This window comes from Novosphingobium sp. BL-S-33, assembly GCF_056857025.1.
The window spans coordinates 888996-909109 of the sequence record NZ_CM166474.1; the positions used below are offsets into that span (position 1 = coordinate 888996).

Annotated in this window: 22 protein-coding genes; 12 read left to right on the plus strand and 10 right to left on the minus strand. The window is 65.5% G+C overall.

The annotated features are described in order from the left end of the window. Nucleotides 1–105 precede the first annotated feature (105 nt). A complete protein-coding gene (gene sciP, locus AC1VVM_RS04135; RefSeq protein WP_132387726.1) occupies nucleotides 106–405 on the minus strand; it encodes a CtrA inhibitor SciP in 300 nt (99 codons plus the stop codon). Nucleotides 406–407: 2 nt separating this feature from the next. Continuing rightward, nucleotides 408–740: a hypothetical protein gene (locus AC1VVM_RS04140; protein ID WP_482902861.1), complete on the minus strand. Its 333-nt coding sequence runs from the start codon at nucleotides 738–740 to the stop codon at nucleotides 408–410. Between the two features lie 162 nt (nucleotides 741–902). Between AC1VVM_RS04140 and mnmA the strand changes: the two genes are divergently transcribed. After that, nucleotides 903–2072 (plus strand): tRNA 2-thiouridine(34) synthase MnmA, encoded by a 1170-nt coding sequence (gene mnmA / locus AC1VVM_RS04145; protein ID WP_482902862.1) that lies wholly within the window; start codon nucleotides 903–905, stop codon nucleotides 2070–2072. 27 nt (nucleotides 2073–2099) lie between these two features. Here the strand turns inward: mnmA and AC1VVM_RS04150 are convergent, their stop codons facing one another. After that, nucleotides 2100–3074: a DnaJ C-terminal domain-containing protein gene (locus AC1VVM_RS04150; protein ID WP_482902863.1), complete on the minus strand. Its 975-nt coding sequence runs from the start codon at nucleotides 3072–3074 to the stop codon at nucleotides 2100–2102. 221 nt (nucleotides 3075–3295) lie between these two features. Between AC1VVM_RS04150 and pdxH the strand changes: the two genes are divergently transcribed. Both pdxH and AC1VVM_RS04160 read left to right on the plus strand, forming a co-directional pair. Continuing rightward, nucleotides 3296–3913 carry a pyridoxamine 5'-phosphate oxidase gene (gene pdxH / locus AC1VVM_RS04155; protein WP_482955912.1) on the plus strand — a complete coding sequence of 206 codons (618 nt, stop codon included), beginning with the start codon at nucleotides 3296–3298 and terminating at the stop codon, nucleotides 3911–3913. 10 nt (nucleotides 3914–3923) lie between these two features. After that, on the plus strand, nucleotides 3924–4853 hold the full coding sequence (locus AC1VVM_RS04160) for a cation diffusion facilitator family transporter (protein WP_482902865.1): 930 nt from the start codon (nucleotides 3924–3926) through the stop codon (nucleotides 4851–4853). Nucleotides 4854–4933: 80 nt separating this feature from the next. On the opposite strand, the gene AC1VVM_RS04165 is transcribed toward AC1VVM_RS04160, so the two are convergent. Then, nucleotides 4934–6079: a serine hydrolase domain-containing protein gene (locus tag AC1VVM_RS04165; RefSeq protein ID WP_482955913.1), complete on the minus strand. Its 1146-nt coding sequence runs from the start codon at nucleotides 6077–6079 to the stop codon at nucleotides 4934–4936. A 31-nt stretch (nucleotides 6080–6110) separates the two neighbouring features. Between AC1VVM_RS04165 and AC1VVM_RS04170 the strand changes: the two genes are divergently transcribed. The 4 genes from AC1VVM_RS04170 to AC1VVM_RS04185 are packed head-to-tail and all read left to right on the plus strand — an operon-like array spanning nucleotide 6111 to nucleotide 10404. After that, complete coding sequence (locus tag AC1VVM_RS04170; protein ID WP_132387744.1) at nucleotides 6111–6497, plus strand: hypothetical protein; 387 nt, start codon at nucleotides 6111–6113, stop codon at nucleotides 6495–6497. A gap of 52 nt (nucleotides 6498–6549) precedes the next feature. Continuing rightward, a complete protein-coding gene (gene ileS, locus AC1VVM_RS04175) occupies nucleotides 6550–9450 on the plus strand; it encodes an isoleucine--tRNA ligase (RefSeq protein WP_482955914.1) in 2901 nt (966 codons plus the stop codon). Continuing rightward, nucleotides 9447–9983: a signal peptidase II gene (lspA, locus tag AC1VVM_RS04180; protein ID WP_132387748.1), complete on the plus strand. Its 537-nt coding sequence runs from the start codon at nucleotides 9447–9449 to the stop codon at nucleotides 9981–9983. The genes ileS and lspA overlap by 4 nt, the downstream gene beginning before the upstream one ends. Before the next feature lie 4 nt (nucleotides 9984–9987). Beyond that, a complete protein-coding gene (locus AC1VVM_RS04185; protein WP_132387750.1) occupies nucleotides 9988–10404 on the plus strand; it encodes a DUF3035 domain-containing protein in 417 nt (138 codons plus the stop codon). 249 nt (nucleotides 10405–10653) lie between these two features. Here the strand turns inward: AC1VVM_RS04185 and AC1VVM_RS04190 are convergent, their stop codons facing one another. Beyond that, nucleotides 10654–11988, minus strand: a complete 1335-nt coding sequence (locus tag AC1VVM_RS04190) for a hemolysin family protein (RefSeq protein ID WP_132387752.1) — start codon at nucleotides 11986–11988, stop codon at nucleotides 10654–10656. A 232-nt stretch (nucleotides 11989–12220) separates the two neighbouring features. Here AC1VVM_RS04190 and AC1VVM_RS04195 point away from each other — a divergent pair, with 232 nt between their 5' ends. The 3 genes from AC1VVM_RS04195 (at nucleotide 12221) to nadC (ending at nucleotide 14147) form a co-directional block, all read left to right on the plus strand. Continuing rightward, nucleotides 12221–12895, plus strand: a complete 675-nt coding sequence (locus AC1VVM_RS04195; RefSeq protein ID WP_482955915.1) for a YiaD family glycine zipper/OmpA-like lipoprotein — start codon at nucleotides 12221–12223, stop codon at nucleotides 12893–12895. Between the two features lie 81 nt (nucleotides 12896–12976). Then, on the plus strand, nucleotides 12977–13234 hold the full coding sequence (locus AC1VVM_RS04200; protein WP_482955916.1) for a putative hemolysin: 258 nt from the start codon (nucleotides 12977–12979) through the stop codon (nucleotides 13232–13234). A gap of 52 nt (nucleotides 13235–13286) precedes the next feature. After that, nucleotides 13287–14147, plus strand: coding sequence for a carboxylating nicotinate-nucleotide diphosphorylase (gene nadC / locus AC1VVM_RS04205; protein ID WP_482955917.1), 861 nt, complete (start codon nucleotides 13287–13289; stop codon nucleotides 14145–14147). 7 nt (nucleotides 14148–14154) lie between these two features. On the opposite strand, the gene tadA is transcribed toward nadC, so the two are convergent. Further along, nucleotides 14155–14610 carry a tRNA adenosine(34) deaminase TadA gene (tadA, locus tag AC1VVM_RS04210; RefSeq protein WP_132387760.1) on the minus strand — a complete coding sequence of 152 codons (456 nt, stop codon included), beginning with the start codon at nucleotides 14608–14610 and terminating at the stop codon, nucleotides 14155–14157. A gap of 115 nt (nucleotides 14611–14725) precedes the next feature. On the opposite strand from tadA, the gene rpmB reads away from it, so the two are divergent. Continuing rightward, nucleotides 14726–15010, plus strand: coding sequence for a 50S ribosomal protein L28 (gene rpmB, locus AC1VVM_RS04215; protein WP_132387762.1), 285 nt, complete (start codon nucleotides 14726–14728; stop codon nucleotides 15008–15010). A gap of 115 nt (nucleotides 15011–15125) precedes the next feature. Here rpmB and AC1VVM_RS04220 read toward each other — a convergent pair whose 3' ends face one another. The 4 genes from AC1VVM_RS04220 to xseA all read right to left on the minus strand — a co-directional run bounded on the left by AC1VVM_RS04220 (nucleotide 15126) and on the right by xseA (nucleotide 18821). Further along, on the minus strand, nucleotides 15126–16106 hold the full coding sequence (locus AC1VVM_RS04220; RefSeq protein ID WP_482955918.1) for an esterase-like activity of phytase family protein: 981 nt from the start codon (nucleotides 16104–16106) through the stop codon (nucleotides 15126–15128). Between the two features lie 65 nt (nucleotides 16107–16171). Continuing rightward, a complete protein-coding gene (locus AC1VVM_RS04225) occupies nucleotides 16172–17032 on the minus strand; it encodes a M23 family metallopeptidase (protein ID WP_482956328.1) in 861 nt (286 codons plus the stop codon). Between the two features lie 23 nt (nucleotides 17033–17055). Beyond that, on the minus strand, nucleotides 17056–17259 hold the full coding sequence (locus AC1VVM_RS04230) for a DUF2093 domain-containing protein (RefSeq protein WP_132387764.1): 204 nt from the start codon (nucleotides 17257–17259) through the stop codon (nucleotides 17056–17058). A 26-nt stretch (nucleotides 17260–17285) separates the two neighbouring features. Continuing rightward, on the minus strand, nucleotides 17286–18821 hold the full coding sequence (xseA, locus tag AC1VVM_RS04235) for an exodeoxyribonuclease VII large subunit (protein ID WP_482955919.1): 1536 nt from the start codon (nucleotides 18819–18821) through the stop codon (nucleotides 17286–17288). A 5-nt stretch (nucleotides 18822–18826) separates the two neighbouring features. Here xseA and purD point away from each other — a divergent pair, with 5 nt between their 5' ends. Further along, complete coding sequence (gene purD / locus AC1VVM_RS04240) at nucleotides 18827–20113, plus strand: phosphoribosylamine--glycine ligase (protein ID WP_482955920.1); 1287 nt, start codon at nucleotides 18827–18829, stop codon at nucleotides 20111–20113. Nucleotide 20114 lies beyond the last annotated feature (1 nt).

Here is a 20114-nt window from a genome sequence, read left to right on the forward strand (position 1 = left end):
TTGCACCCGGAATTACTGAATTCCCCGAAGAAAAACGCAAAACGGCGGCGAACCGAGGTCCACCGCCGCTTGTCCGGCCCTTGCGGGCCTTTGTGATAGGTGCGATCAGTACTTTTGCTGACGCTCGTAAAGATCGCGATAATGTTGAATGCGGGTAACGCGCAGGCCCTGCATGCCCGAGCGGTCAACCGCCCGCTGCCACGATGCGAATTCCTCAAGCGTGAGCTTGTAGCGTTCACACACCTCGTCGATCGTCAGCAGCCCGCCATTGACGGCGGCCACGACCTCGGCCTTGCGGCGCACGACCCAGCGCGTGGTGCTCGGCGGCGGCAGACTGTCGAGCGTCAACGGTTCCCCGAGCGGCCCGATCACTTGCGCGGGACGAATCTTCTGGTTCTCGATCATCATCACCCTCGTGCGCCGGTGTTGCGTCCGCCGGCGACGGAAGCGAAATTGACTGTCGTTGACTTGCGAATGGCTAAATCATTTGGGTTAACGGTTCGTGCTCCCCCATCATACGCGTGAATCACATTGGCGACAGGGCCGGCAAAACTGCCGCGGCGGTGCTGCCGCACAGGTGTCGGTTCCTCTGCCAGTGCCATGCGAAAATCATGGGCAGCGAAGAGTCGGGAACGCAAGGCAAACCAGTCGATCGGTGCGATCTCCGGGATGAACTCCTCGCCGTCGCGACCTGACGCATGCCCCGCTTTGCCGGTTTCATGTTCAAAAGCGATGTTCATATGGCGTCTTTACGACAGGGTTGGTCAAAGGACGGTAAAGGCCGCGTTTACCCATCCTTCACCTTGATTAACCGTCCGCCGATACCGCCAGAGCCCCTCGCCCGTTCGCCGATGATGCAAGAAAGGTAGGATTCGCGCGCGTCTCGCTGTATGGGGCGGGCCATGACCGCCCTCTCCGATCTTTCCGGACTGGTGGCCGGCCTCGATCCTGCCGACCTGTTCCAGCTCCCTGCGCCGCTTTCGGCGCGCAAAATTGTCGTTGCCATGTCAGGCGGCGTCGACAGCTCCGTCGTTGCCGCGCTCGCCGCCGCCACCGGTGCCGAGACCATCGGCGTGACGCTCCAGCTCTATGACTATGGCGCCGCCACCGGCCGCAAGGGCGCCTGCTGCGCCGGCGACGACATCCGCGATGCCCGCGCTGTCGCTGATCGGTTGGGCATCGCCCACTACGTGTTCGATCACGAGAGCCAGTTCCGCGAGGAAGTCGTCGAGCGCTTCGCGGACGACTACATGGCCGGCCGCACCCCGATTCCCTGCATCCGTTGTAACATGGGGCCCAAGTTCACCGACTTGCTGACCATGGCGCGCGATCTTGGCGCGGACTGCCTTGCCACTGGCCACTACGTGCGCCGCGTGGTCGGAGCGGCCGGTCCCGAACTGCACCGCGCCGCCGATCCCGCGCGCGACCAGAGCTATTTCCTTTACGGCACCACTGAAGCCCAGCTCGACTTCCTGCGCTTTCCGCTAGGCGGACTGCCCAAGAGCGAGACGCGCCGCCTTGCCGAAGCCGCCGGCCTGCGCAATGCGGCCAAGCCAGACAGCCAGGACATCTGCTTCGTGCCCGATGGCGACTATGCGAAGATCGTCACCAAAGTGCGGCCTGAAGGCAATGCGACGGGCCCGATCGTCCATGCCCTCACCGGTGAGGAACTCGGTACTCATCGCGGCATCATCCATTATACCGTCGGCCAGCGCCGGGGGATCGAGATCGGCGGCCAGCCCGAACCGCTCTACGTGACCCGAATCGAGGCAGAAGGTCGCCGAGTGATGGTCGGCCCGCGCCGCTTGCTGGGCGTGGGGGCTGCGCGCATTACCGAGACGAACCGAATCGGCCCGCTTCCCGCTGGCCCGCTCACGGCGAAAGTGCGTTCGCTGGCCAAGCCGGTGCCGATCACGCTCGACGGTCCGTTCGGTGACGGCGCGGAAACCACGATTCGCTTCGCCGAGCCCGAATATGGCGTGGCGCCGGGGCAGGCGGCCGTGATCTACTCGGGAGACCGCGTGGTCGGTGGCGGATGGATCGACGGGACGACGCCCGCGATCGAGGACTGAAGATTCTCCCCCGCCGGGGGAGAATCTTTAAATTCCCAGCTTTGCGCGCACGTCACGCGCGTCCTTCCAGCCTTCAAGGCGCTTGGTCAGGTCGGTGTCGTTTTCGGGCAGCGAGATTTCCAGGTTTATCAGCAGGTCGCCGCGCGTGCCGTCCTTGCGACTCATGCCGCGTCCCTTGAGGCGCATGACCTTGCCCGAGCTGGCGCCTGCGGGCACCGAGAGCATGACCGCGCCGGAAGGTGTCGGCGTCTTGACCTTTGCACCGCTCAGCGCCTCGTCCAGCGTGATCGGCAGGTCGAGCCGGAGATCGTCGCCGTCGGCCCGGAAGAAGGCATGCGGCTGGATCTGGATCGTGATGATCGCATCGCCCGCGCCGCCGGGGCCTGGCTCGCCCTTGCCATTGAGGCGCATCTGGGTGCCGTCCTCAACCCCCGCCGGGAGCTTGAGGTCGATCGTCTTGCCATCGGACAGCGTGATGCGCTGGGGCTTCAGCTCGGCGGCGTCGAGCAGCGGTACCGAGAGGCGGTAGGAGACGTTGGCCCCGCGCGCCGCCGCGCGGGCACGTCCGCCGGGGCCACCTGCCCCGCCGCCCATGCCGCCGAAACCGCCGCGCTGGTTGCCGGTGCCGCCGAAGATCCCGCCGAACAGGTCTTCGAGGTCAATCCCGTCATTGCCGCCGAACCCGCCCGAAAAACCGCGCTGGCCGGCACCGCCGAAGCCCGATCCGAAGCCGCCATGGCCCCCGCCGCCCCCGCCAAATCCGCCGAACCCCATCGGATTGCCATCGGCATCGATTTCGCCGCGATCGAATTTGGCGCGCTTGTCCTTGTCGGAAAGCAGGTCATAGGCCGAGGTTACTTCCGAGAACCGGTCGGCGGCCTTGGGATTGTCCTTGTTGGTATCGGGATGGAGTTCCTTCGCCAGCTTGCGATAGGCGGATTTGATCTCCTTCTCGCTGGCCGTGCGCGATACGCCAAGGGTGGAATAAGGGTCTGCTGCCATAGTCCCCTAGCTAGGATCGCGCGCGCCGCTCGGCAAGCGATGCTTTCCTAGTTCCCCCCGCATCGGTATGGCGCAGCCATGTCCTTCCCCCCGAACGGGATTTGCCGATTTGTCGCGGCGATCCGGATGCGGTGCAGTCGGGGAATGTGGCGAACCGGGCGATTTCTGTCCCGGTACCGTGTAAACTGTGCCCTTGGGCACCCAATTCGCAGGAACCCGACATGGAAGCTGAACAAGCGCGCGAAGTCATTCCCCACGGCGATCCCATCGCGCTGTTCCAGGCCTGGTACGACGAGGCCCGCGAAAGCGAACCCAACGATTCGAATGCCATGGCGCTTGCCACCGCGACGCCTGACGGCGTGCCTTCCGCGCGGATGGTGCTGCTGAAGGACCACGGTCCGGACGGCTTCGTGTTTTACACCAACGGACACAGCCGCAAGGGGTACGAAATCGCGGAAAATCCACATGTCGCGCTGTTGTTCCACTGGAAGAGCCTGCGCCGCCAGATCCGCATCGAGGGCGTGCTCTCGCCCGTCACCGACGCCGAGGCCGATGCCTATTTCCACTCCCGCGCCCGCGATTCGCAGATCGGTGCGGTTGCCTCGGACCAGTCCGCGCCGCTCGACAGCCGCGAGACTTTCCTGGACCGCTATGAAGACGTGAAGGCCCGTTTCGAAGGCGGCGAGATCGAACGTCCCGCGCATTGGACCGGTTACCGCGTGGTTCCGGCCGCCATGGAATTCTGGCAGGATCGGCCCTATCGCCTTCACGAACGCCGCCGCTTCGTGCGCGACGAATCGGCCGGGGGCAGCTGGACCAGCTCGCTGCTCTATCCCTGACGGCCCGACCATGAGCGAAAACGCCTTCCTCACTCGCAGTGCCGCTTTGGCGAGCATTGGCGCGGCCTTGATTCTGCTGGGCCTCAAGGGCTGGGCCGCCTGGACCACCGGATCGATGGCGATGCTTGGCAGTCTGGCCGACACCGCGCTCGACCTCGTGGCAAGTCTTGCAACACTGCTGGGCGTCTGGATTGCCGCGCAGCCGGCGGATGACAAACACCGCTTCGGCCATGGCAAAGCCGAAGCGATCGCGGCGCTGTTCCAGATCGTGCTGATCTCGATTTCCGCGATCGGTATCGCCAGCCGCGCGGCCGAACGGCTGTTCACCGGCGGCAAAGTGGAAGGCGCGGCAACCGGGATCGTGGTCTCGGCCGTCGCCGTTGTCATCACGCTCATTCTGGTGGGCTGGCAGCGCCATGTGATCCGCCGCACCGGCAGCATCGCCATCCATACCGACAGCGTCCACTACCAGTCCGACCTGATGCTCAACATCGCCGTGATCGCCGCGCTGGTGCTGGAATATAATTTCGGGTTCGCGGGCGCCGATGCACTGTTTGGGCTGGCCATCGCTGGCTGGCTGGGCTGGGGCGCATGGGGCGCCTCACAGGCGGTGCTGGACCAGCTCATGGACCACGAGTGGCCTGCCGAAAAGAAGCAGCGTTTCCTCGAAGTCCTCGCCCAGAATCCTGACATTACCGGGGTTCACGACCTGCGCACGCGCACGTCCGGCAACAAGGATTTCGTGCAGTTCCACGTCTGGGTCGATGCCCGGATGACCGTGCGGGAGGCGCACAAGGTCATGGATGCGATCGAGGATCGGCTCCATGCCGTGTTCCCCGATCTGGAGATCATCATCCACCCCGATCCCGAGGGGTTGGTCGATGAAGTGGGCGCTGCTGGAAAGGACGTCCTTCCGCCGATCCGAGTAACGATGGACTGAAATCGGGCGCGAGATCGTCCAACCCTGCTTTCACCCTCCCCAAACCGACGCCCTATCGCCCGCAATGACAAAGGCGGGAATCAGACCCCGCCGGGAAACAGCGCGAGCAGCTTGCCGATCCGATCGTGCAACTCGCCTTCCTGCGCGTGGCTGCTCTCGCCAAGTCGGACCACGGTGAGCAGCTGGTCGGGCGATCCGATCACATACTGGCCATATTCGCCGAGGCAGGCGAACGTATTCATTGGCGCCATGCCGGGGAACAGGATTGCCTGATCGCTGGCCTTGGGGCGATTGAGCCAGACTCCCGCGCCATAAGCGGCATTGCGCGGCGAGGGCGCGAGCATGAACTGTACCCAGCGGCGCGGCAGCACCTGCGCGCCGCGCACGGCGCCGGTGTGGCGCAGGAACTCACCCAATTGCGCCCAGTCGCGCGCCGAGGCGTGGACCATGGCCGAGCCGATCATCGTTCCCCGCGCATCATAGCCGACCATCGTCGAGCCCATGCCAAGCGGCAGCAGCACGCGGTTCTTGAGGTACTCGCTCACGGCCACGCGGCGCCGGTCGGGAGTCGCGTCGGGCGAGAGCACGCGTGCGGCCAGATCGGCGAGAATCACCGGCGTCGCCGCGCTGTTTTCGAAAACCGCGCCCGCCGGAGCTTCCAGCGGCTGCGCTTCGGCATAGGCGGCCATGTCGTCGCGCCCGTCGAGGAAGAGCATGCGCATGCGGTCGGACTGGGCGGTAACACCGCCTGCGGGCATAGCACTGGATTCGGTGTGCCGCAGGCCGGAGCGCATCTGGAGAAGCTGGCGCAAGGTGATCTCGCCGCGCGGATCGCCGGGGCGTTGCCATTCGGGCACCGGGGCCGATTCGTCGAGCCGCAGGCGACCGTCGCTGACGAGCTGGCCGATCATCAGCGTCGTGACGCACTGGCCCATGGCCCAGCCCGGCAGGCGCGTTTCGGGTTTGATTCCAGCGCCGTAACGCTCGGCAACGACCGAACCGCGCTTCATGATGACCAGCGCTTCGGTGCGGCCTACCTCGGATTCTTCGAACAGCCCGTCGATAGCGCGGCCCAGTGCGCCGTGCGCGGCGCCGCCATTGTCCTTGATCGCGGCTTCGGCTTCGGCACTTGGCGGTGGAGGACCGTCCGGCGTGGACTTTCCGCAGGACCAGAGGGCTGGCACGGCGAGGAGGGCGAGGATATGGGGAAGGCGGCGCACCGGCATGACGCGGGTGTGATGTGCGAGGCGCGGGCGGATGGCAACAGCCAGAACTTACAGGACCGGGGACAGCAGGTGGCTGACAAGGCAACCATCTCGCTGGCTGCGGAACGTCCTGCTTCTGGCAGCACTTGCGCTGGTGGCGGCGCTGGCTTTCGCGTGGCCGGGACTGCGCCAGCAGGCACTCGTCAGCACCTCCTATGCGGCAAGAACCGGCTGCGTGTGCCGCTTTGTATCGGGGCGAGACCTTGGAGTCTGCAAGGCCGATCTCGCCGTTGCCGGGCTCGGAAGGACCGGCGGCCTGCTGATGCTTTCGGAGGACGCGCAGAGCCTCAGCGTCAAGGCCAGCGTGCCCCTGCTCGCCAGCCAGACCGCGACCTTCGCACCCGATCGCGGCTGCCAGCTCGAACCGTGGCCGCGCTGACACGCGCACGGACTTCCAAGAGCCGCGCATTTGCTCTAGTGCGCGTGCGCATATGACCGAACAGCGCGATTACAGAAGCACCGTCTTCCTGCCGAAGACCGATTTCCCCATGAAGGCCGGGCTCCCCCAGAAGGAGCCGGGAATTCTTGCGCGCTGGCAGGATGAGGACATTTACCGCAAGACCCGCGACGCGCGCGCGGGCCGCGAGAAGTTCGTGCTGCATGACGGCCCGCCCTACGCGAATGGCGACATGCACATCGGCCATGCGCTGAACCACATCCTCAAGGACATGGTCGTCCGCACCCAGACGCTGCTGGGCAAGGACGCGCCTTACGTTCCCGGCTGGGACTGCCACGGCCTGCCCATCGAGTGGAAGGTCGAGGAAGAGTACCGCAAGAAGAAGAAGAACAAGGACGAGGTTCCCGCCGAGGAATTCCGCGCCGAATGCCGCGCCTATGCCCAGAACTGGGTCAATGTGCAGCGCGAGCAGCTGAAGCGCCTCGGCGTCAATGGTGACTGGGACAAGCCCTACCTCACCATGGACTTCCAGGCTGAGGCCACCATCGTCGGCGAACTGCTGAAGTTTGCCGAGCACCAGATGCTCTATCGCGGTGCCAAGCCGGTGATGTGGAGCCCGGTCGAAAAGACCGCGCTGGCAGAGGCCGAAGTCGAGTACGAGGATATCGTCTCGACCCAGATCGACGTGGCTTTCGAGATCACCGAATCGCCGATTGCGGAACTGGTCGGCGCGCATGCGGTGATCTGGACGACCACGCCGTGGACGATCCCGACCAACCAGGCGCTCGCTTATGGGCCTGAGGTCGAATACCACCATTACCGCGCGCATGACGGCCGCCGCTTCCTGATCGCGGTGCCGCTGCTCGAAGCGTTCTTTGCGCGCAGCGGGCTTGGCCCGGTTGCCGAAAGCGTGACCGGTGAGGCCGATCTCTCCGAATACGCGCTGGGCACTTATCTCGGCGCCGACCTCGCGGGCACTGTCGCCCGCCACCCGATGCACGCGCTGGGCGGCTTCTTCGCCGAGCCGCGTCCGCTGCTCGCGGGTGATTTCGTCACCACCGAAAGCGGCACCGGCCTTGTCCACATGGCGCCCGACCATGGCGAGGACGACTTCCTGCTCTGCAAGGCGAACGGCATCGGCCCCAAGTTCGTGGTCGAGGCGGACGGCAAGTATCGTGAAGACTGGGGCTGGCTCGGCGGCCAGGGCTCGGTCATCAATCCCAAGTTCAACGCCCCCGACGGCCCGATCTGCTCGGACCTGCGTGAGGCTGGCGCGCTGCTGGCGGCTTCGGCCGACTACAAGCACTCCTACCCGCACTCGTGGCGCTCGAAGGCCAAGGTGATCTTCCGCTGCACGCCGCAGTGGTTCGTGCCGATGGACAAGGTTCTCGGCCACCTGCCTTCCAAGACCCGCGCCGAACGTCGCTGGGAAGGTGAAGGCGGCGCCATCGATCCGCAGGACGAGACTGCCGAAGCCTCGCCGACGCTGCGCGAAGCGGCGCTCGACGCCATCGCCGAAACGCGTTTCGTCCCCGAAAAGGGCCGCAACCGCATCGGCGCGATGGTCGAAGGCCGCCCGGACTGGGTGCTTTCGCGCCAGCGCGCCTGGGGCGTGCCGATCACGCTGTTCGTCGACCGCAAGACTGGCGAATATCTCGTCGATGCCGAAGTGAACGCCCGCATCATCCACGCGATCCGCGATCAGGGCGTTGATGCCTGGTCGGACGCGCGCGCGCAGGAATACCTCGGCGCCAAGTACGATGCCGAGGACTACGAGCGCGTCGTCGACATTCTCGACGTCTGGTTCGATTCCGGCTCGACCCACGCCTTCGTGCTCGAATCCGGCCGCTGGCCCGAACTGGTGCCGGCCGAGGATCATGTCGGCCCCACCGCCGACCTCTACCTTGAAGGTAGCGACCAGCATCGCGGCTGGTTCCAGTCCTCGCTGCTCGAATCCTGCGCCACGCGCGGCCATGCGCCGTACAAGGCGGTGCTGACCCACGGCTTCACCATGGATGCCAAGGGCTTCAAGATGTCGAAGTCGCTAGGCAACACGATCAGCCCGCTCAAGGTCATGGAGACCAACGGCGCGGACATCATCCGCCTCTGGGCGCTTTCGGTCGACTACACTGAGGATCACCGCATCGGTGACGAGATCCTCAAGGGCGTGGCCGACCAGTACCGCAAGCTGCGCAACACCATGCGCTACCTGCTGGGCGCGCTCGATGGCTTCTCGAACGAAGAGAAGCTGCCGGTTGAAGAGATGCCCGAGCTGGAGCGCTACGTGCTCTCGCTGCTGGCGGGCGTCGACGCCACGCTGCGCAAGGCCGTCGCGGACTTCGACTTCAACACGTACGTCCGCACGCTGCTGGATTTCTGCAACGAAGACCTCTCGGCCTTCTTCTTCGATATCCGCAAAGACTGCCTCTACTGCGACGCGCCTTCGGATCCGAAGCGCCGCGCCTATCGCACCGTGTTGGACACGCTGTTCCACGCGCTGGTGCGCTACGCCGCGCCGGTCACCGTCTTCACGGCCGAGGAAGTCTGGCAGAGCCGCTTCCCGGGCAGCCAGAGCGTGCACCTGCTCGAATGGCCGGAAGTCCCCGCCGTAGAAGCCGATGCCGCTCGCTGGGCCGAGCTTCGCGCTTTGCGCGTGAGGGTGACGGAAGCCATCGAGCCGCTGCGCCGCGAGAAGATCGTCGGCTCCAGCCTCGCCGCCGAAGTGACCGTTCCTGCAAATGCTCCGGAAGGCGATCTGGCGGAACTGTTCATCACCGCGACAGTGACGCGTGGGCAGGGAGATGACGTGACTGTCACGCCCTCCACCGACCACAAGTGCGGCCGCTGCTGGCGCCACCTTCCCGAAGTCTCGGAAGACGGTGACTTGTGCGACCGCTGTGACGAGGTCGTCGGCGAAACGGAGACCCCTGCATGAGCGTCTGGCGCAACCGCCTGATCGGGCTGCTGATCGCGGCTGCGGTCTTCGCGATCGACCAGGCGGTCAAGATCTGGATGGTCTTCCATCTCAAGACCCTGCCGACGCTTGAGCGCGTGATTGAGATCCTGCCGATATTCAACTTGCGTTGGACCGAGAACTACGGCGTCTCGCTGGGCCTGTTCACGGCGGGCTCGCCCGAAGGACGCTGGGCGCTTGTCGCGATGACGGCGGCCATCGCGCTCTTCGTGCTGGTCTGGCTGCTGCGTGAGCGCAAGCTGCCCGATATCGCTGCGCTCGCGCTGGTCCTCGGCGGCGCGCTGGGCAATATCCGCGACCGTGCGGGCAACGGCTATGTCATTGATTATGCCGACCTGCACTTTGGCGAATTCCGCCCTTTCCTCGTTTTCAACATCGCCGATGCCGCCATCACCATCGGCGTCCTGATTATCCTTGCCCGTTCACTGCTTTCGCGCGACAAGCCGGACACGAATGGCGGACACGACACGGCTAACGCCGCCCCGGAGATTTGAGTTGATGCCCATGAAGAAGACCGGAGCCCTGATTCTCGTCGCCGCCGGCGCGGCGCTCGTGTCCGGCTGCGGAAGCACTGGCCTGTTCAATCACGCCCGTCCCGACGAATTCGCTGTTCAGCGTCAGACTCCGCTAGTGGTGCCGCCCGATTTCGCGCTCAGCCCGCCGAAGGAAGGCCAGCCGCGGCCCAGCGACGATTCGCTTCAGCAGCAGACGCTCGACGCGCTGTTCGGCGGTCCGCAGGCCCGCAGCGATATCGAGAAGTCGGCGCTGAGCCTTGCCGGCCCGGCCGAACCGTCGATCCGCTCGACCGTGGGTGATCCGGGCACCTACACCGTGGCCAAGGGCCAGGTGACCCGCGCCATCCTCGCCGCCCCCGAAGGCGACGGCCAGAGCGCGCAGACCGCCATCGGCGGCTGATCCTTTCGGTCAAATACGAAAAAGAGCCGGGGCGGTATCCGCTTCCGGCTCTTTTTCGTTGGGGAAGAGGTTTGGATCGACCGCCACGCGACAAAACCAAATTCCGCCGTCCCCGCGAAGGCGGGGAGCCCGCTTTTTCTTGCGATGTCGGATGAAGAAGGAAGCGGGGCCCCCGCCTTCGCGGGGGCGACGACCTAGGGTTGATGCAAGCGTATCGGTTAAGGACACTAATCTGCGGGATGAAGCCGCTCAGCCCTCGCCGGACACCCCATCGTCGCCGGTATCCTCATCGATTCGGGAGACCAGGATCTTGTCGATCTTGAGCCCGTCCATGTCCACGACCTCGAAACGCCATCCCTGGTCGGCGAAATGCTCGCCCTCGCGCGGGACTTTCTTGAGCACGGCCAACACGTAGCCGGCCACGGTCGCGAATTCGCGGTCATCGTCGAGCGTCAGGCCGAGGCGGTCTGCCAGCGCGTCGGCCGGCATGGCGCCGGAGACCAGCAGCGAGCCGTCTTCGCGCACCACGACCATCGGCTCGTCGCCTTCGTCCTGATGGCTCACGAACGTCCCCGCCAGCGCGGCGAGCATGTCGGAGGTGGTCACCACGCCTTCAAGGTGGCCATATTCGTCATGGACCATCGCCATCGGCACTTCGGCCTGCTGAAGCTTGCGCAGCGCGTCCATGGCGTCGAGCTGGTCGGGAACGACCTCCGCCTTCTTCATCATCGCCGCGATCTCTACCGGCCGCCCGGCCACGAGCGCGGCCAGCACTTCGCGCACCTTGAGCACGCCGAGCACCGTATCGGGAGAGGATTCGCGCGCCACGGGCAGCAGCGAGTGCGGCGATGCCTCGATCTTGGCGCGCAGCGTCGCCTCGTCGGCGTCGACGTCGATCCAGTCGATCTGGTTGCGCGGCGTCATCAGTTCGCGCACCGGCCGGTCGGCAAGGCGCATGACGCCCGCCATGATCGCACGGTCTTCCTCCTCGATCACGCCCGAGCGGGTGGCCTCGGCGAAGATCATCTGGAGTTCTTCGGCGGTGATCTGCTCCTCCCCACCGCGGCGCACGCCGATCAGGCGCAGGATCAGGCCCGAGGACCGATCGAGCAGCCAGACGATCGGGGCCATGGCTTTCGACATCCAGACCATCGGCTGCGCCATGACCAGCGCGACCGATTCGGCGGCGCGCAAGGCCAGTTGCTTGGGCACGAGTTCACCGACCACAAGGCTGGCATATGTCGTGGCGATGATGACCAGCGTGAACGCGGTGTGGTGGGAAAAGCGCGCGGCGACGCCCCAGGCTTCCAGTCGCTCCGCTACGGGCTGTTCCAGGCTGGCGCCCGAATAGGCGCCGGCGACGATGCCGATCAGCGTGATGCCGATCTGTACGGTGGAGAGGAACTTGCCGGGGTCGGCAGCCAGGTCGAGCGCGGTCTGCGCGCTCTTGCTGCCCTTGTCGGCCGAGATCTTCAGGCGCGCCGAGCGCGCCGAGACAATGGCCAGTTCGGACATGGAAAACAGGCCATTGATCAGGATCAGGCCGGCGATGATGAGGAGGTCGGTCCAGGGAAAGGGCGTCACAATAAATCTGCGCTAGCAGAATTCTTGGTCGCTGCGAAGCGCATGTTGCAAATGCAGCATTCCGAAACGCGCGAGAAACACGCGCAGACGTGAAAAGCTCCCCCGCGATGGCTCAAGCCACTGTTTGCAAGGGAACACTCGGGGCTGGCGCTCGTTCCTGCGCCCGTGTCCATAAGCTGTTCACGTTCACGACCACACACAATCTCCGGAAGTAATTCTCCAAGAAAGGATCATGATGAAGTCGCGTTTCCTGACATCGGCAGTGGCCGTATTTTCCCTCGTTGCCGTTTCGGCCTGTGTCACGGATCCCAATACTGGTGAACGGAAGGCCTCCCGCACGGCGCTTGGTACAGCCGGCGGTGCGGGGCTGGGCTATTTGCTGGGCGCCGTGATCGGCGGCCGCAGCGCGCGCATCGTTGGGGCCGGCATCGGCGGCGTCGCCGGCGCCGTGGTGGGCAGCCAGATGGACAAGCAGATTCGCGAGCTGAAGGAGCAGACCTCGGGCTCGGGCATCGACGTGACCAAGGAAGGCGACGGCATTCTCGTCAATCTTCCCGACGTGACTTTCGCGTTCAATTCCACCGAGATCAGCCCCGCGTTCCAGCAGGCGCTCGACAAAGTGGCCGATTCGATGAAGCAATATCCGAACAGCCTGATCGACGTGTACGGCCATACCGATTCGGTCGGCTCTGACGCGTTCAACCTCGACCTTTCGAAGCGGCGTGCAGATTCGGTCGCGCGGTTCCTCATCATGCAGGGCGTTTCTTCCTCGCGCATCCAGACGCAAGGGATGGGCAAGAATTACCCGGTGGCCGACAACGGTACCGAGCAAGGCCGGGCCAAGAATCGCCGCGTGGAGATCAAGATAACCCCGGTCACGACCGATCAGGCCCAAGCGGCGCATTGATCGCGCGTTGCAGGCATATGATGATGAAAGGGGCCGGCTTCGAAGTCCGGCCCCTTTTTCTTTCTCCGAGGGGAAACGAAGATGACTGTTCGAAGCGTTGTCGCTCCTGCCCTCCCGGCCCTCGCCCTCGTTCTGGCGGGCTGCGCCTCTGATAGGCAGCCGGCCGCCGCGCCTATCGGCTTGGCCAATCCGGCCTCGAAATACTGCGTGGAACAGGGGCGTCGCAGCGAAATCCGTCAGGAGGCGCAGGGCGAAACCGGCTACTGCTATTTGCCCGACGGCCGCGTGGTCGAGGAATGGCAACTCTTTCGCGAGGCCCATCCCGCCAACGATCATTGAACCCGGGCATGGAACTCGACATTCCTGTTCGAACGCGCGAAAGACGCGCTCCATGAGCACTTTCGCGATCCCGGGTTTCGACCTTGCCGCCTTTGTCGACGCAACGCTTGCCGAGGACCTCGGCGTGGGCCTTCCGGGTGGAGGCCGTGACGTTACGTCCGAAAGTGTGATCGACGCGGATACGCGTTTCTCCGGAGTGATGGATTCGCGGGATGCGATCACGGTCGCCGGTCTGCCGATCGCGGCGGCCTTTTTCCGCAGCCTGGACCCGGCGATGGAGATCGAGATCCTTGTCGAGGAAGGCACCAGCGTCGAACCTGGCGCGGACCTCATGCGCCTGACCGGCAATGCCCGCGCAATGCTTACCGGCGAGCGCGCGGCGCTCAATACCGTGCAGCACCTGTCGGGCATCGCCACGATGACTCGTGAGTATGTTGACGCCATGAACGGGCATGCGACGCTGCTGGACACGCGCAAGACCATTCCGGGGCTCCGTCACCTTGAAAAGTACGCGACCCGCATGGGCGGCGCCCGGAACCACCGTATGGGCCTGTGGGACGCGGCGATGATCAAGGACAACCATGTCCTCGTCGCAGGCGGCGTCGGCCCGGCTGTGGCCCGCGCCAAGGCGGCGGGCGTCGCGCAGATCATTTGTGAGGTCGATCACCTCGAACAGATCGAACCCGCCATTGCCGCCGGCGCGCATCACCTCCTGCTCGACAATATGAGCCCGGACATGCTGCGGCAGGCCGTGGCGCTGGTTGCCGGGCGCGTGCCGACTGAAGCGTCGGGCGGCGTGAACCTGGCCACCATCGGCGCCATCGCGGCTTCGGGTGTGACCTATGTTTCGGTGGGCCGCCTGACCCAGAGCGCCCCGGCAGCGGATATCGGGCTGGATTTCACGCCGCTTTGAGTTGGGCTTAGCGGCGCTGCCGGAAGAAGCTGCGCAGCATGTCCGCGGCCTCGGCCTCGCCGATTCCCGAATAGACTTCCGGCCGGTGGAGACACTGGTCGTGTTCGAACACGCGTGCACCGTGTTCGACGGCGCCGCCCTTGGGGTCTGCGGCGCCATAGTAGAGGCGGGCGATGCGCGCGTGGGAGATCGCGCCCGCGCACATCGCGCAGGGCTCCAGCGTGACCCACAGCTCGCATCCTTCGAGTCGCTCGTTGCCGAGAATCGCCGCTCCGGCGCGAATCGCCTCGATCTCGGCATGGCTTGTAGGGTCGTGGCGTTCGCGCGGACCGTTGCGTCCGGCGGCAATCACTTTTCCGTCCTTCACAAGCACCGCGCCGATCGGCACTTCGCCTGAATCGGCGGCTTCCCGGGCTTGCGCGAGGGCGAGTTGCATGTATTCGGGGAGCGGCCAACGGGTCATGATCCAGCGCTAGCGGCTCAAAAAGCTGTGTGCAACTTGACCATGCCCGGGTGAATCGCTAAGGGCGCGCCTTCCCGTATTTACGGCCACAGAATTTTTCGAGCGAGAGTTAGACATGTCCCGCATCTGCGAACTGACCGGCAAGGCCCGCCAGGTCGGCTGCAACGTCAGCCACGCCAACAACAAGACCAAGCGCGTCTTCCTTCCCAACCTGCAGAACGTAACGCTTCTGTCGGACGGCCTGGAGCGCAGCTTCAAGTTCCGCGTTTCGACCCACGGTCTCCGTTCGGTCGAGCACAACGGCGGCCTCGACAACTGGCTGCTCAAGTCTTCGGACGAGAAGCTCAGCACGCGCGCCCTCAAGGTGAAGCGTGAGCTGAAGAAGAAGATCGCCGCCTGATTTCTCGCGCTCCCTGTCGGGGAGCGTGATTTCAGCCGATTTGTGAAATGGCGTGCGGGCTTTGGCCTTGCGCGCCTTTTTGCATGTCTGCGTTGCGGTGAAAATCGGCGAGATTTCAGGGCAGTTGGGCAGGGTCGACGCTCATCTTCCAGAGCAGTGTGCGCTGGAGCGGCGAGTAATTGTCGTCCGATATCAGCCAGATAGTCGGCCGCCCGTCCTCACGCGGGACGATGGCAAGGCCTTCGAAATTGTCGATCGGCAGATCCGATGACAGCCGTGCCACTTCCTTCACCCGCCAGATCTGCCCGGGGCGAATCGTCTTGGGATCGCCGATGGCGATGCGTCCGGCGAAGTGCTGGGGCATCGGCCAGATCAGGCGGCGCATCAGGATCAGCAGCCGTCCGTCGGGCATCTGCGCCATGTCGGTGGGGCTGAAGCCGTCCGGCCCGTCGAAGACGAATCGCTGGCCATCGGGATTTTCGGTGGGATCGCCGGCGAACATGACGGCCGGGTGGAGATGGCTGCTCCAGCCCGAGAACCCTTCGCGCAGGAGCACGAATCGCCCGTCCGCGAGCCGGGTCATAGCCTCGGGGCCGGTGTTGACGCCCCAGTCGCGCATCGAATCGGGTTGCACGCGCTTTTCCACGTGGAACTTCGGGGTCATGCGGTAGATCGCATTCTTGCCCTCAAGGCCGAGCCAGATCGTACCGTCGCTGTCTTCCGTGGCCGATTCGACGTCGCGATCTTCCTTGGCCTCTCCGTTCGAAAGCGGGAGTTCGCCGATCCGGCTATGGGCCTGTGATTCGCCCGGCGGCCGGAAGCGCAGGAAATTGCCCGAATCGCTGAGGCCCAGCATGGACCCGTCCTTGCGCATCAGCAGGGCGGAGTAACTGCCGAATCGATGCGTGCGGCTGCGGAGCTGCCAGGCCTGCTCAAGATGGAACGCACCGAGATGGGCGGCCATCCGATCGGGCGCGGGCAGGGCGAGCGGGACGATGTCCAGTTCGAGCTGCTTCAGCTTGGCGGGATGGGGCGAACGCCCCCAAGTCAGCGGCAAGAGCGCGAGCAGGGCGAGAAGGGCTATGGTGCGGCGCACAAGAAGCGGAATAGGGATTCTGCGGCGCGTCGCAAGACGGTTCGGCGCCGCTTGCCCCGGAAAGGTCAGTTCATCGGCCCGGTGAAGAGAATCGGATCGAGCCGCGCGTCGTTCCACTTGATCGACCAGTGCAGATGCGGCCCGGTCGCGCGACCGGTCATGCCGATGCGGCCGATCACCTGCCCCTGCTTCACATGATCGCCTTCCTTCACGAGGATCTGCGAACAGTGCAGGAATGCACTGTTGAGCCCCATGCCGTGGTCGATCATCAGGAGGTTGCCCTCCAGCGTGAAAGGCTTCTCCGCAGCAAGGATGACCACTCCGTCGGCCGGGGCCACGAACGGCGTGCCGCTGGTGCCGGTGGCGATGTCGAGGCCGGAATGATAGGCGGCCGGTTCACCGCGATAGACGCGCTGCGATCCGAAACGGCCCGAAATGCGCCCCTTGGCAGGCCAGACGAAGTGCTGGCGCCAGCCCTGCGCATCGGTCTGGAGCACGCGGGCGGCGTTGATCCGGTCCAGTTCGGGCTGGCGGATCTTGATGAAATCCTCGGTTGCCCCGCCCGGTTTGCGGGCGATGTCGACATTCTCGATCTGCCAGGCGCGCGGGGCCACGGCGATCGTCTGCGATACCTTGCGGCCATCGGCCAGCGTGGCGACCAATGTTGCGCTAGGCTTGGCGTCTCGATCGAATGCGGCGAACCACGCGCCGTCCGAAGCGATTTTCACCGGCGCGCCGTCGAGCGTGAGCAGGCGGGTGCCCTGCGGCACTTTGCCGCGAACCCAGCCGCCCTGAGTCACCTCACCGGCATAAGCGATGCCTGAAGGCCCCGCTACGGCCGTCGTCGCGGCGGGAGAGGCACCGCCCAGCACGACAAGCCCGGCAATGGCAAGAATGCCGCCAGCGACCAGCGATGCCTTGAGCATTGCCCCGGGGGCCTTGCGACGGGTCACGCTTTCCCGAGCAGGCGCCGGGTGGCGATTTCAGCGGAGGCGTAAGGTTCCTGCAACTCGACGCTCCAGTACCGGAGTTCCTCGAGCGGGATCTTCTCGCCGGAAACGGCGCAGAGCACGAAGTGGCCGCCACTCAGCACACGGAATCCATTGGGGCCGTATTGAAGCTTGGCGGGACGATCGGCGGAAGACATCAGCATGGGCAAATCCTAGCAGGTCGCGCTGGTCAAAACAAATCTCCCTGCCGGGGTTCTTCGCCTTTTGGACGCGCCGGGCGCCTGGAAGCCGAAGCAGGTGCCGGGGTTGCAGTCGGGGTTTCGACCGAAGCCGGCGCAGGCGGGGTAGGGGCACTAGACCCTTCCGTGCCTGAACCGGGGGTGACCGTAAGCGTGCCGTCGCGGAAGCGCAGCATCAGTGCGGGCTCCTGCGCGGCCCTGTCGCGGCCGGTCAGCGTGCGCCCGTCGAGCGCGGTAACGCGGGCGAAGCCTCGTTCCAGTGGCTTGTCGGGATCGAGCTGGGGCAAAACGCGGGCCATCGGGGCCAGCGCATCGCGCGCCATGGCCCAGCGGCGCTGAAGCAAACGCGGGTGGAGGCCGAGCCGTTCGACGCGTTCGGCCGAGGCCTGCACGCGGTGGCGCAGCAGCGGCAGCGAGAGCTTGCCGGCAACGCGATTCAACTGCTCGCGTTTCGCGCCCGCTTCGTCCCGCAGGCCGCGGCGCAGGCGTTCGGAGAGTTCGTCGAGCTTCTGCGCCTTGGCCGCGAGAATCGCCTCGGGCTTGGGCAGGCGCTGCACGCGCGCTTCCAGTCGTTCGCGCCCTAGCGTGACCGGGCGCAGCGCGCAGCGACGCTTGCGGTAGGCCAGTTCGTCGAGCGTGGCAGCGAGTTCCATGCGCACGGGCACGGCGATTTCCGCAGCGGCAGTGGGCGTCGGTGCGCGACGGTCGGCGGCATAGTCGCAAAGCGTGGTGTCGGTTTCGTGCCCCACGGCCGAGATCACCGGGATGGTCGATTCGGCCACGGCGCGGACGACCACTTCCTCATTGAACGACCACAAGTCCTCGATCGAACCGCCGCCGCGCGCCACGATCACCAGATCGGGGCGCGGTACCGGACCGCCGGCGCGAATCGCCGAGAATCCGCGCACGGCATCGGCGACTTGCTGCGCCGATCCCTCGCCCTGCACGAGGACTGGCCAGACCAGCACATGGCTGGGGAAGCGGTCTGCCAGACGGTGAAGGATGTCGCGGATCACCGCGCCGGTGGGTGACGTCACGACGCCGATCACCTGCGGCAGGAACGGCAGCTCGCGCTTGCGCTCGGGCGCGAAGAGCCCCTCGGCGGCGAGCCGGGCGCGCAGCTTTTCCAGTAGCGCCAGCAGCGCGCCTTCGCCCGCGATCTCCATCGTCTCGATAACGATCTGGTACTTCGAGCGGCCCGGAAACGTCGTCAGCTTGCCGGTGGCGATCACCTCGATGCCGTCTTCCGGCCGGAATGCCAGCCGCTGCGCGCCGCCGCGCCACATGACGCCGTCGATCACCGCCTTGTCGTCTTTCAGCGCGCAATAGAGGTGGCCAGAGGCCGCGCGCTTCACGCCCGAAAGCTCACCGCGCAGGCGCACGAAGCCGAAGCGATCCTCCACCGTGCGCTTCAGCAGGTTCGAAATCTCGCTGATCGAGAGCGGCGCGGCGTTGTCCCCGGCCGCTTGCTTCGCTACCAGCCCCCCGGAACGACCATCGTCAAATTCGTCGTCATCGAAAGGCACGGCTAATGAACATCCTTCTTCTGGGCTCTGGCGGCCGCGAACATGCGCTGGCCTGGAAGCTGGCGCAATCCCCGCTCTGCCAGACGCTCTGGGCTGCCCCCGGTAATCCCGGCATTGCCGAAGTGGCAAGCTGCATCGATCTCGATGTCACCGATCATGCGGCAGTGCTGGCCTTCTGCGAGGCAAACGTGATCGGCCTGATCGTGATCGGTCCCGAGGCGCCGCTGGTCGACGGCCTGGGCGATTCGCTGCGTGCGGAAGGCTTCCCGGTGTTCGGTCCGAACCGCGAGCCGGCCCAGCTCGAAGGCTCCAAGGGCTTCACCAAGGACCTGTGCGAGCGAGCGGGCATCCCCACGGCGGGCTACGAGCGCGTTTCCACTGAAGCCGACGCCATGGCCGCGCTTGCGAAGTTCGGCGCGCCGGTCGTCATCAAGGCCGATGGGCTTGCGGCGGGCAAGGGCGTGACAGTCGCCATGACCATGGCCGAGGCCGAGGAAGCCGTGCGCGAGATCTTCTCGGGCCGCTTCGGCGAGGCAGGCGCGGAAGCCGTGATCGAGGAATTCATGGAGGGCGAGGAGGCCAGCTTCTTCGCGCTGACCGATGGTTCCACCATCGTCCCCTTCGCCACCGCGCAGGACCACAAGCGCGTGGGCGACGGCGATACCGGCCCCAATACCGGCGGCATGGGCGCCTACAGCCCCGCCCCGGTGCTGACCCCGGCGCTCGAAGCCGAAGTGATCGAACGCATCATCGCGCCGACCGTGCGCACGCTGGAGAACGAGGGCATGCCCTATTCGGGCGTGCTGTTCCTCGGCGTGATGCTCACCGCACAGGGCCCCAAGCTCATCGAATACAACTGCCGCTTCGGTGATCCCGAGTGCCAGGTGATGATGATGCGCCTCGAATCGGACCTCGTCGAACTGCTGCACGCCTGCGCGGAAAACCGCCTCGCCGCGATCCAGCCGCCGCGTTTCAGCAAGGAGACCGCGCTGACCGTGGTCATGGCCGCCGACGGCTATCCCGGCACCCCCGCAAAGGGCGGTGCGATCGGCGGGATCGACAAGGCCGAGGCGCTGGGCGCCAAGGTTTTCCACGCCGGTACCGCGCTCAAGGACGGGAATCTGGTGGCCAATGGCGGCCGCGTGCTCAGCGTGACGGGACGCGGCGGCTCGGTCGCCGAGGCGCAGGCGGCGGCCTATGCTGCGGTCGACGTCATCGACTATCCCACCGGCTTCTGCCGCCGCGATATCGGCTGGCGTGAAGTGGCGCGCGAAAAGGCGAAGGGCGCATAAG

What these genes read in the sequence shown, in the direction of transcription:
- sciP (WP_132387726.1), bottom strand. Translation starts at nt 405, where the DNA reads ATGATCGAGAACCAGAAGATTCGTCCCGCGCAAGTGATCGGGCCGCTC.
- AC1VVM_RS04140 (WP_482902861.1), bottom strand. Translation starts at nt 740, where the DNA reads ATGAACATCGCTTTTGAACATGAAACCGGCAAAGCGGGGCATGCGTCA.
- mnmA (WP_482902862.1), top strand. Translation starts at nt 903, where the DNA reads ATGACCGCCCTCTCCGATCTTTCCGGACTGGTGGCCGGCCTCGATCCT.
- AC1VVM_RS04150 (WP_482902863.1), bottom strand. Translation starts at nt 3,074, where the DNA reads ATGGCAGCAGACCCTTATTCCACCCTTGGCGTATCGCGCACGGCCAGC.
- pdxH (WP_482955912.1), top strand. Translation starts at nt 3,296, where the DNA reads ATGGAAGCTGAACAAGCGCGCGAAGTCATTCCCCACGGCGATCCCATC.
- AC1VVM_RS04160 (WP_482902865.1), top strand. Translation starts at nt 3,924, where the DNA reads ATGAGCGAAAACGCCTTCCTCACTCGCAGTGCCGCTTTGGCGAGCATT.
- AC1VVM_RS04165 (WP_482955913.1), bottom strand. Translation starts at nt 6,079, where the DNA reads ATGCCGGTGCGCCGCCTTCCCCATATCCTCGCCCTCCTCGCCGTGCCA.
- AC1VVM_RS04170 (WP_132387744.1), top strand. Translation starts at nt 6,111, where the DNA reads ATGGCAACAGCCAGAACTTACAGGACCGGGGACAGCAGGTGGCTGACA.
- ileS (WP_482955914.1), top strand. Translation starts at nt 6,550, where the DNA reads ATGACCGAACAGCGCGATTACAGAAGCACCGTCTTCCTGCCGAAGACC.
- lspA (WP_132387748.1), top strand. Translation starts at nt 9,447, where the DNA reads ATGAGCGTCTGGCGCAACCGCCTGATCGGGCTGCTGATCGCGGCTGCG.
- AC1VVM_RS04185 (WP_132387750.1), top strand. Translation starts at nt 9,988, where the DNA reads ATGCCCATGAAGAAGACCGGAGCCCTGATTCTCGTCGCCGCCGGCGCG.
- AC1VVM_RS04195 (WP_482955915.1), top strand. Translation starts at nt 12,221, where the DNA reads ATGATGAAGTCGCGTTTCCTGACATCGGCAGTGGCCGTATTTTCCCTC.
- AC1VVM_RS04200 (WP_482955916.1), top strand. Translation starts at nt 12,977, where the DNA reads ATGACTGTTCGAAGCGTTGTCGCTCCTGCCCTCCCGGCCCTCGCCCTC.
- nadC (WP_482955917.1), top strand. Translation starts at nt 13,287, where the DNA reads ATGAGCACTTTCGCGATCCCGGGTTTCGACCTTGCCGCCTTTGTCGAC.
- tadA (WP_132387760.1), bottom strand. Translation starts at nt 14,610, where the DNA reads ATGACCCGTTGGCCGCTCCCCGAATACATGCAACTCGCCCTCGCGCAA.
- rpmB (WP_132387762.1), top strand. Translation starts at nt 14,726, where the DNA reads ATGTCCCGCATCTGCGAACTGACCGGCAAGGCCCGCCAGGTCGGCTGC.
- AC1VVM_RS04225 (WP_482956328.1), bottom strand. Translation starts at nt 17,032, where the DNA reads ATGCTCAAGGCATCGCTGGTCGCTGGCGGCATTCTTGCCATTGCCGGG.
- AC1VVM_RS04230 (WP_132387764.1), bottom strand. Translation starts at nt 17,259, where the DNA reads ATGCTGATGTCTTCCGCCGATCGTCCCGCCAAGCTTCAATACGGCCCC.
- purD (WP_482955920.1), top strand. Translation starts at nt 18,827, where the DNA reads ATGAACATCCTTCTTCTGGGCTCTGGCGGCCGCGAACATGCGCTGGCC.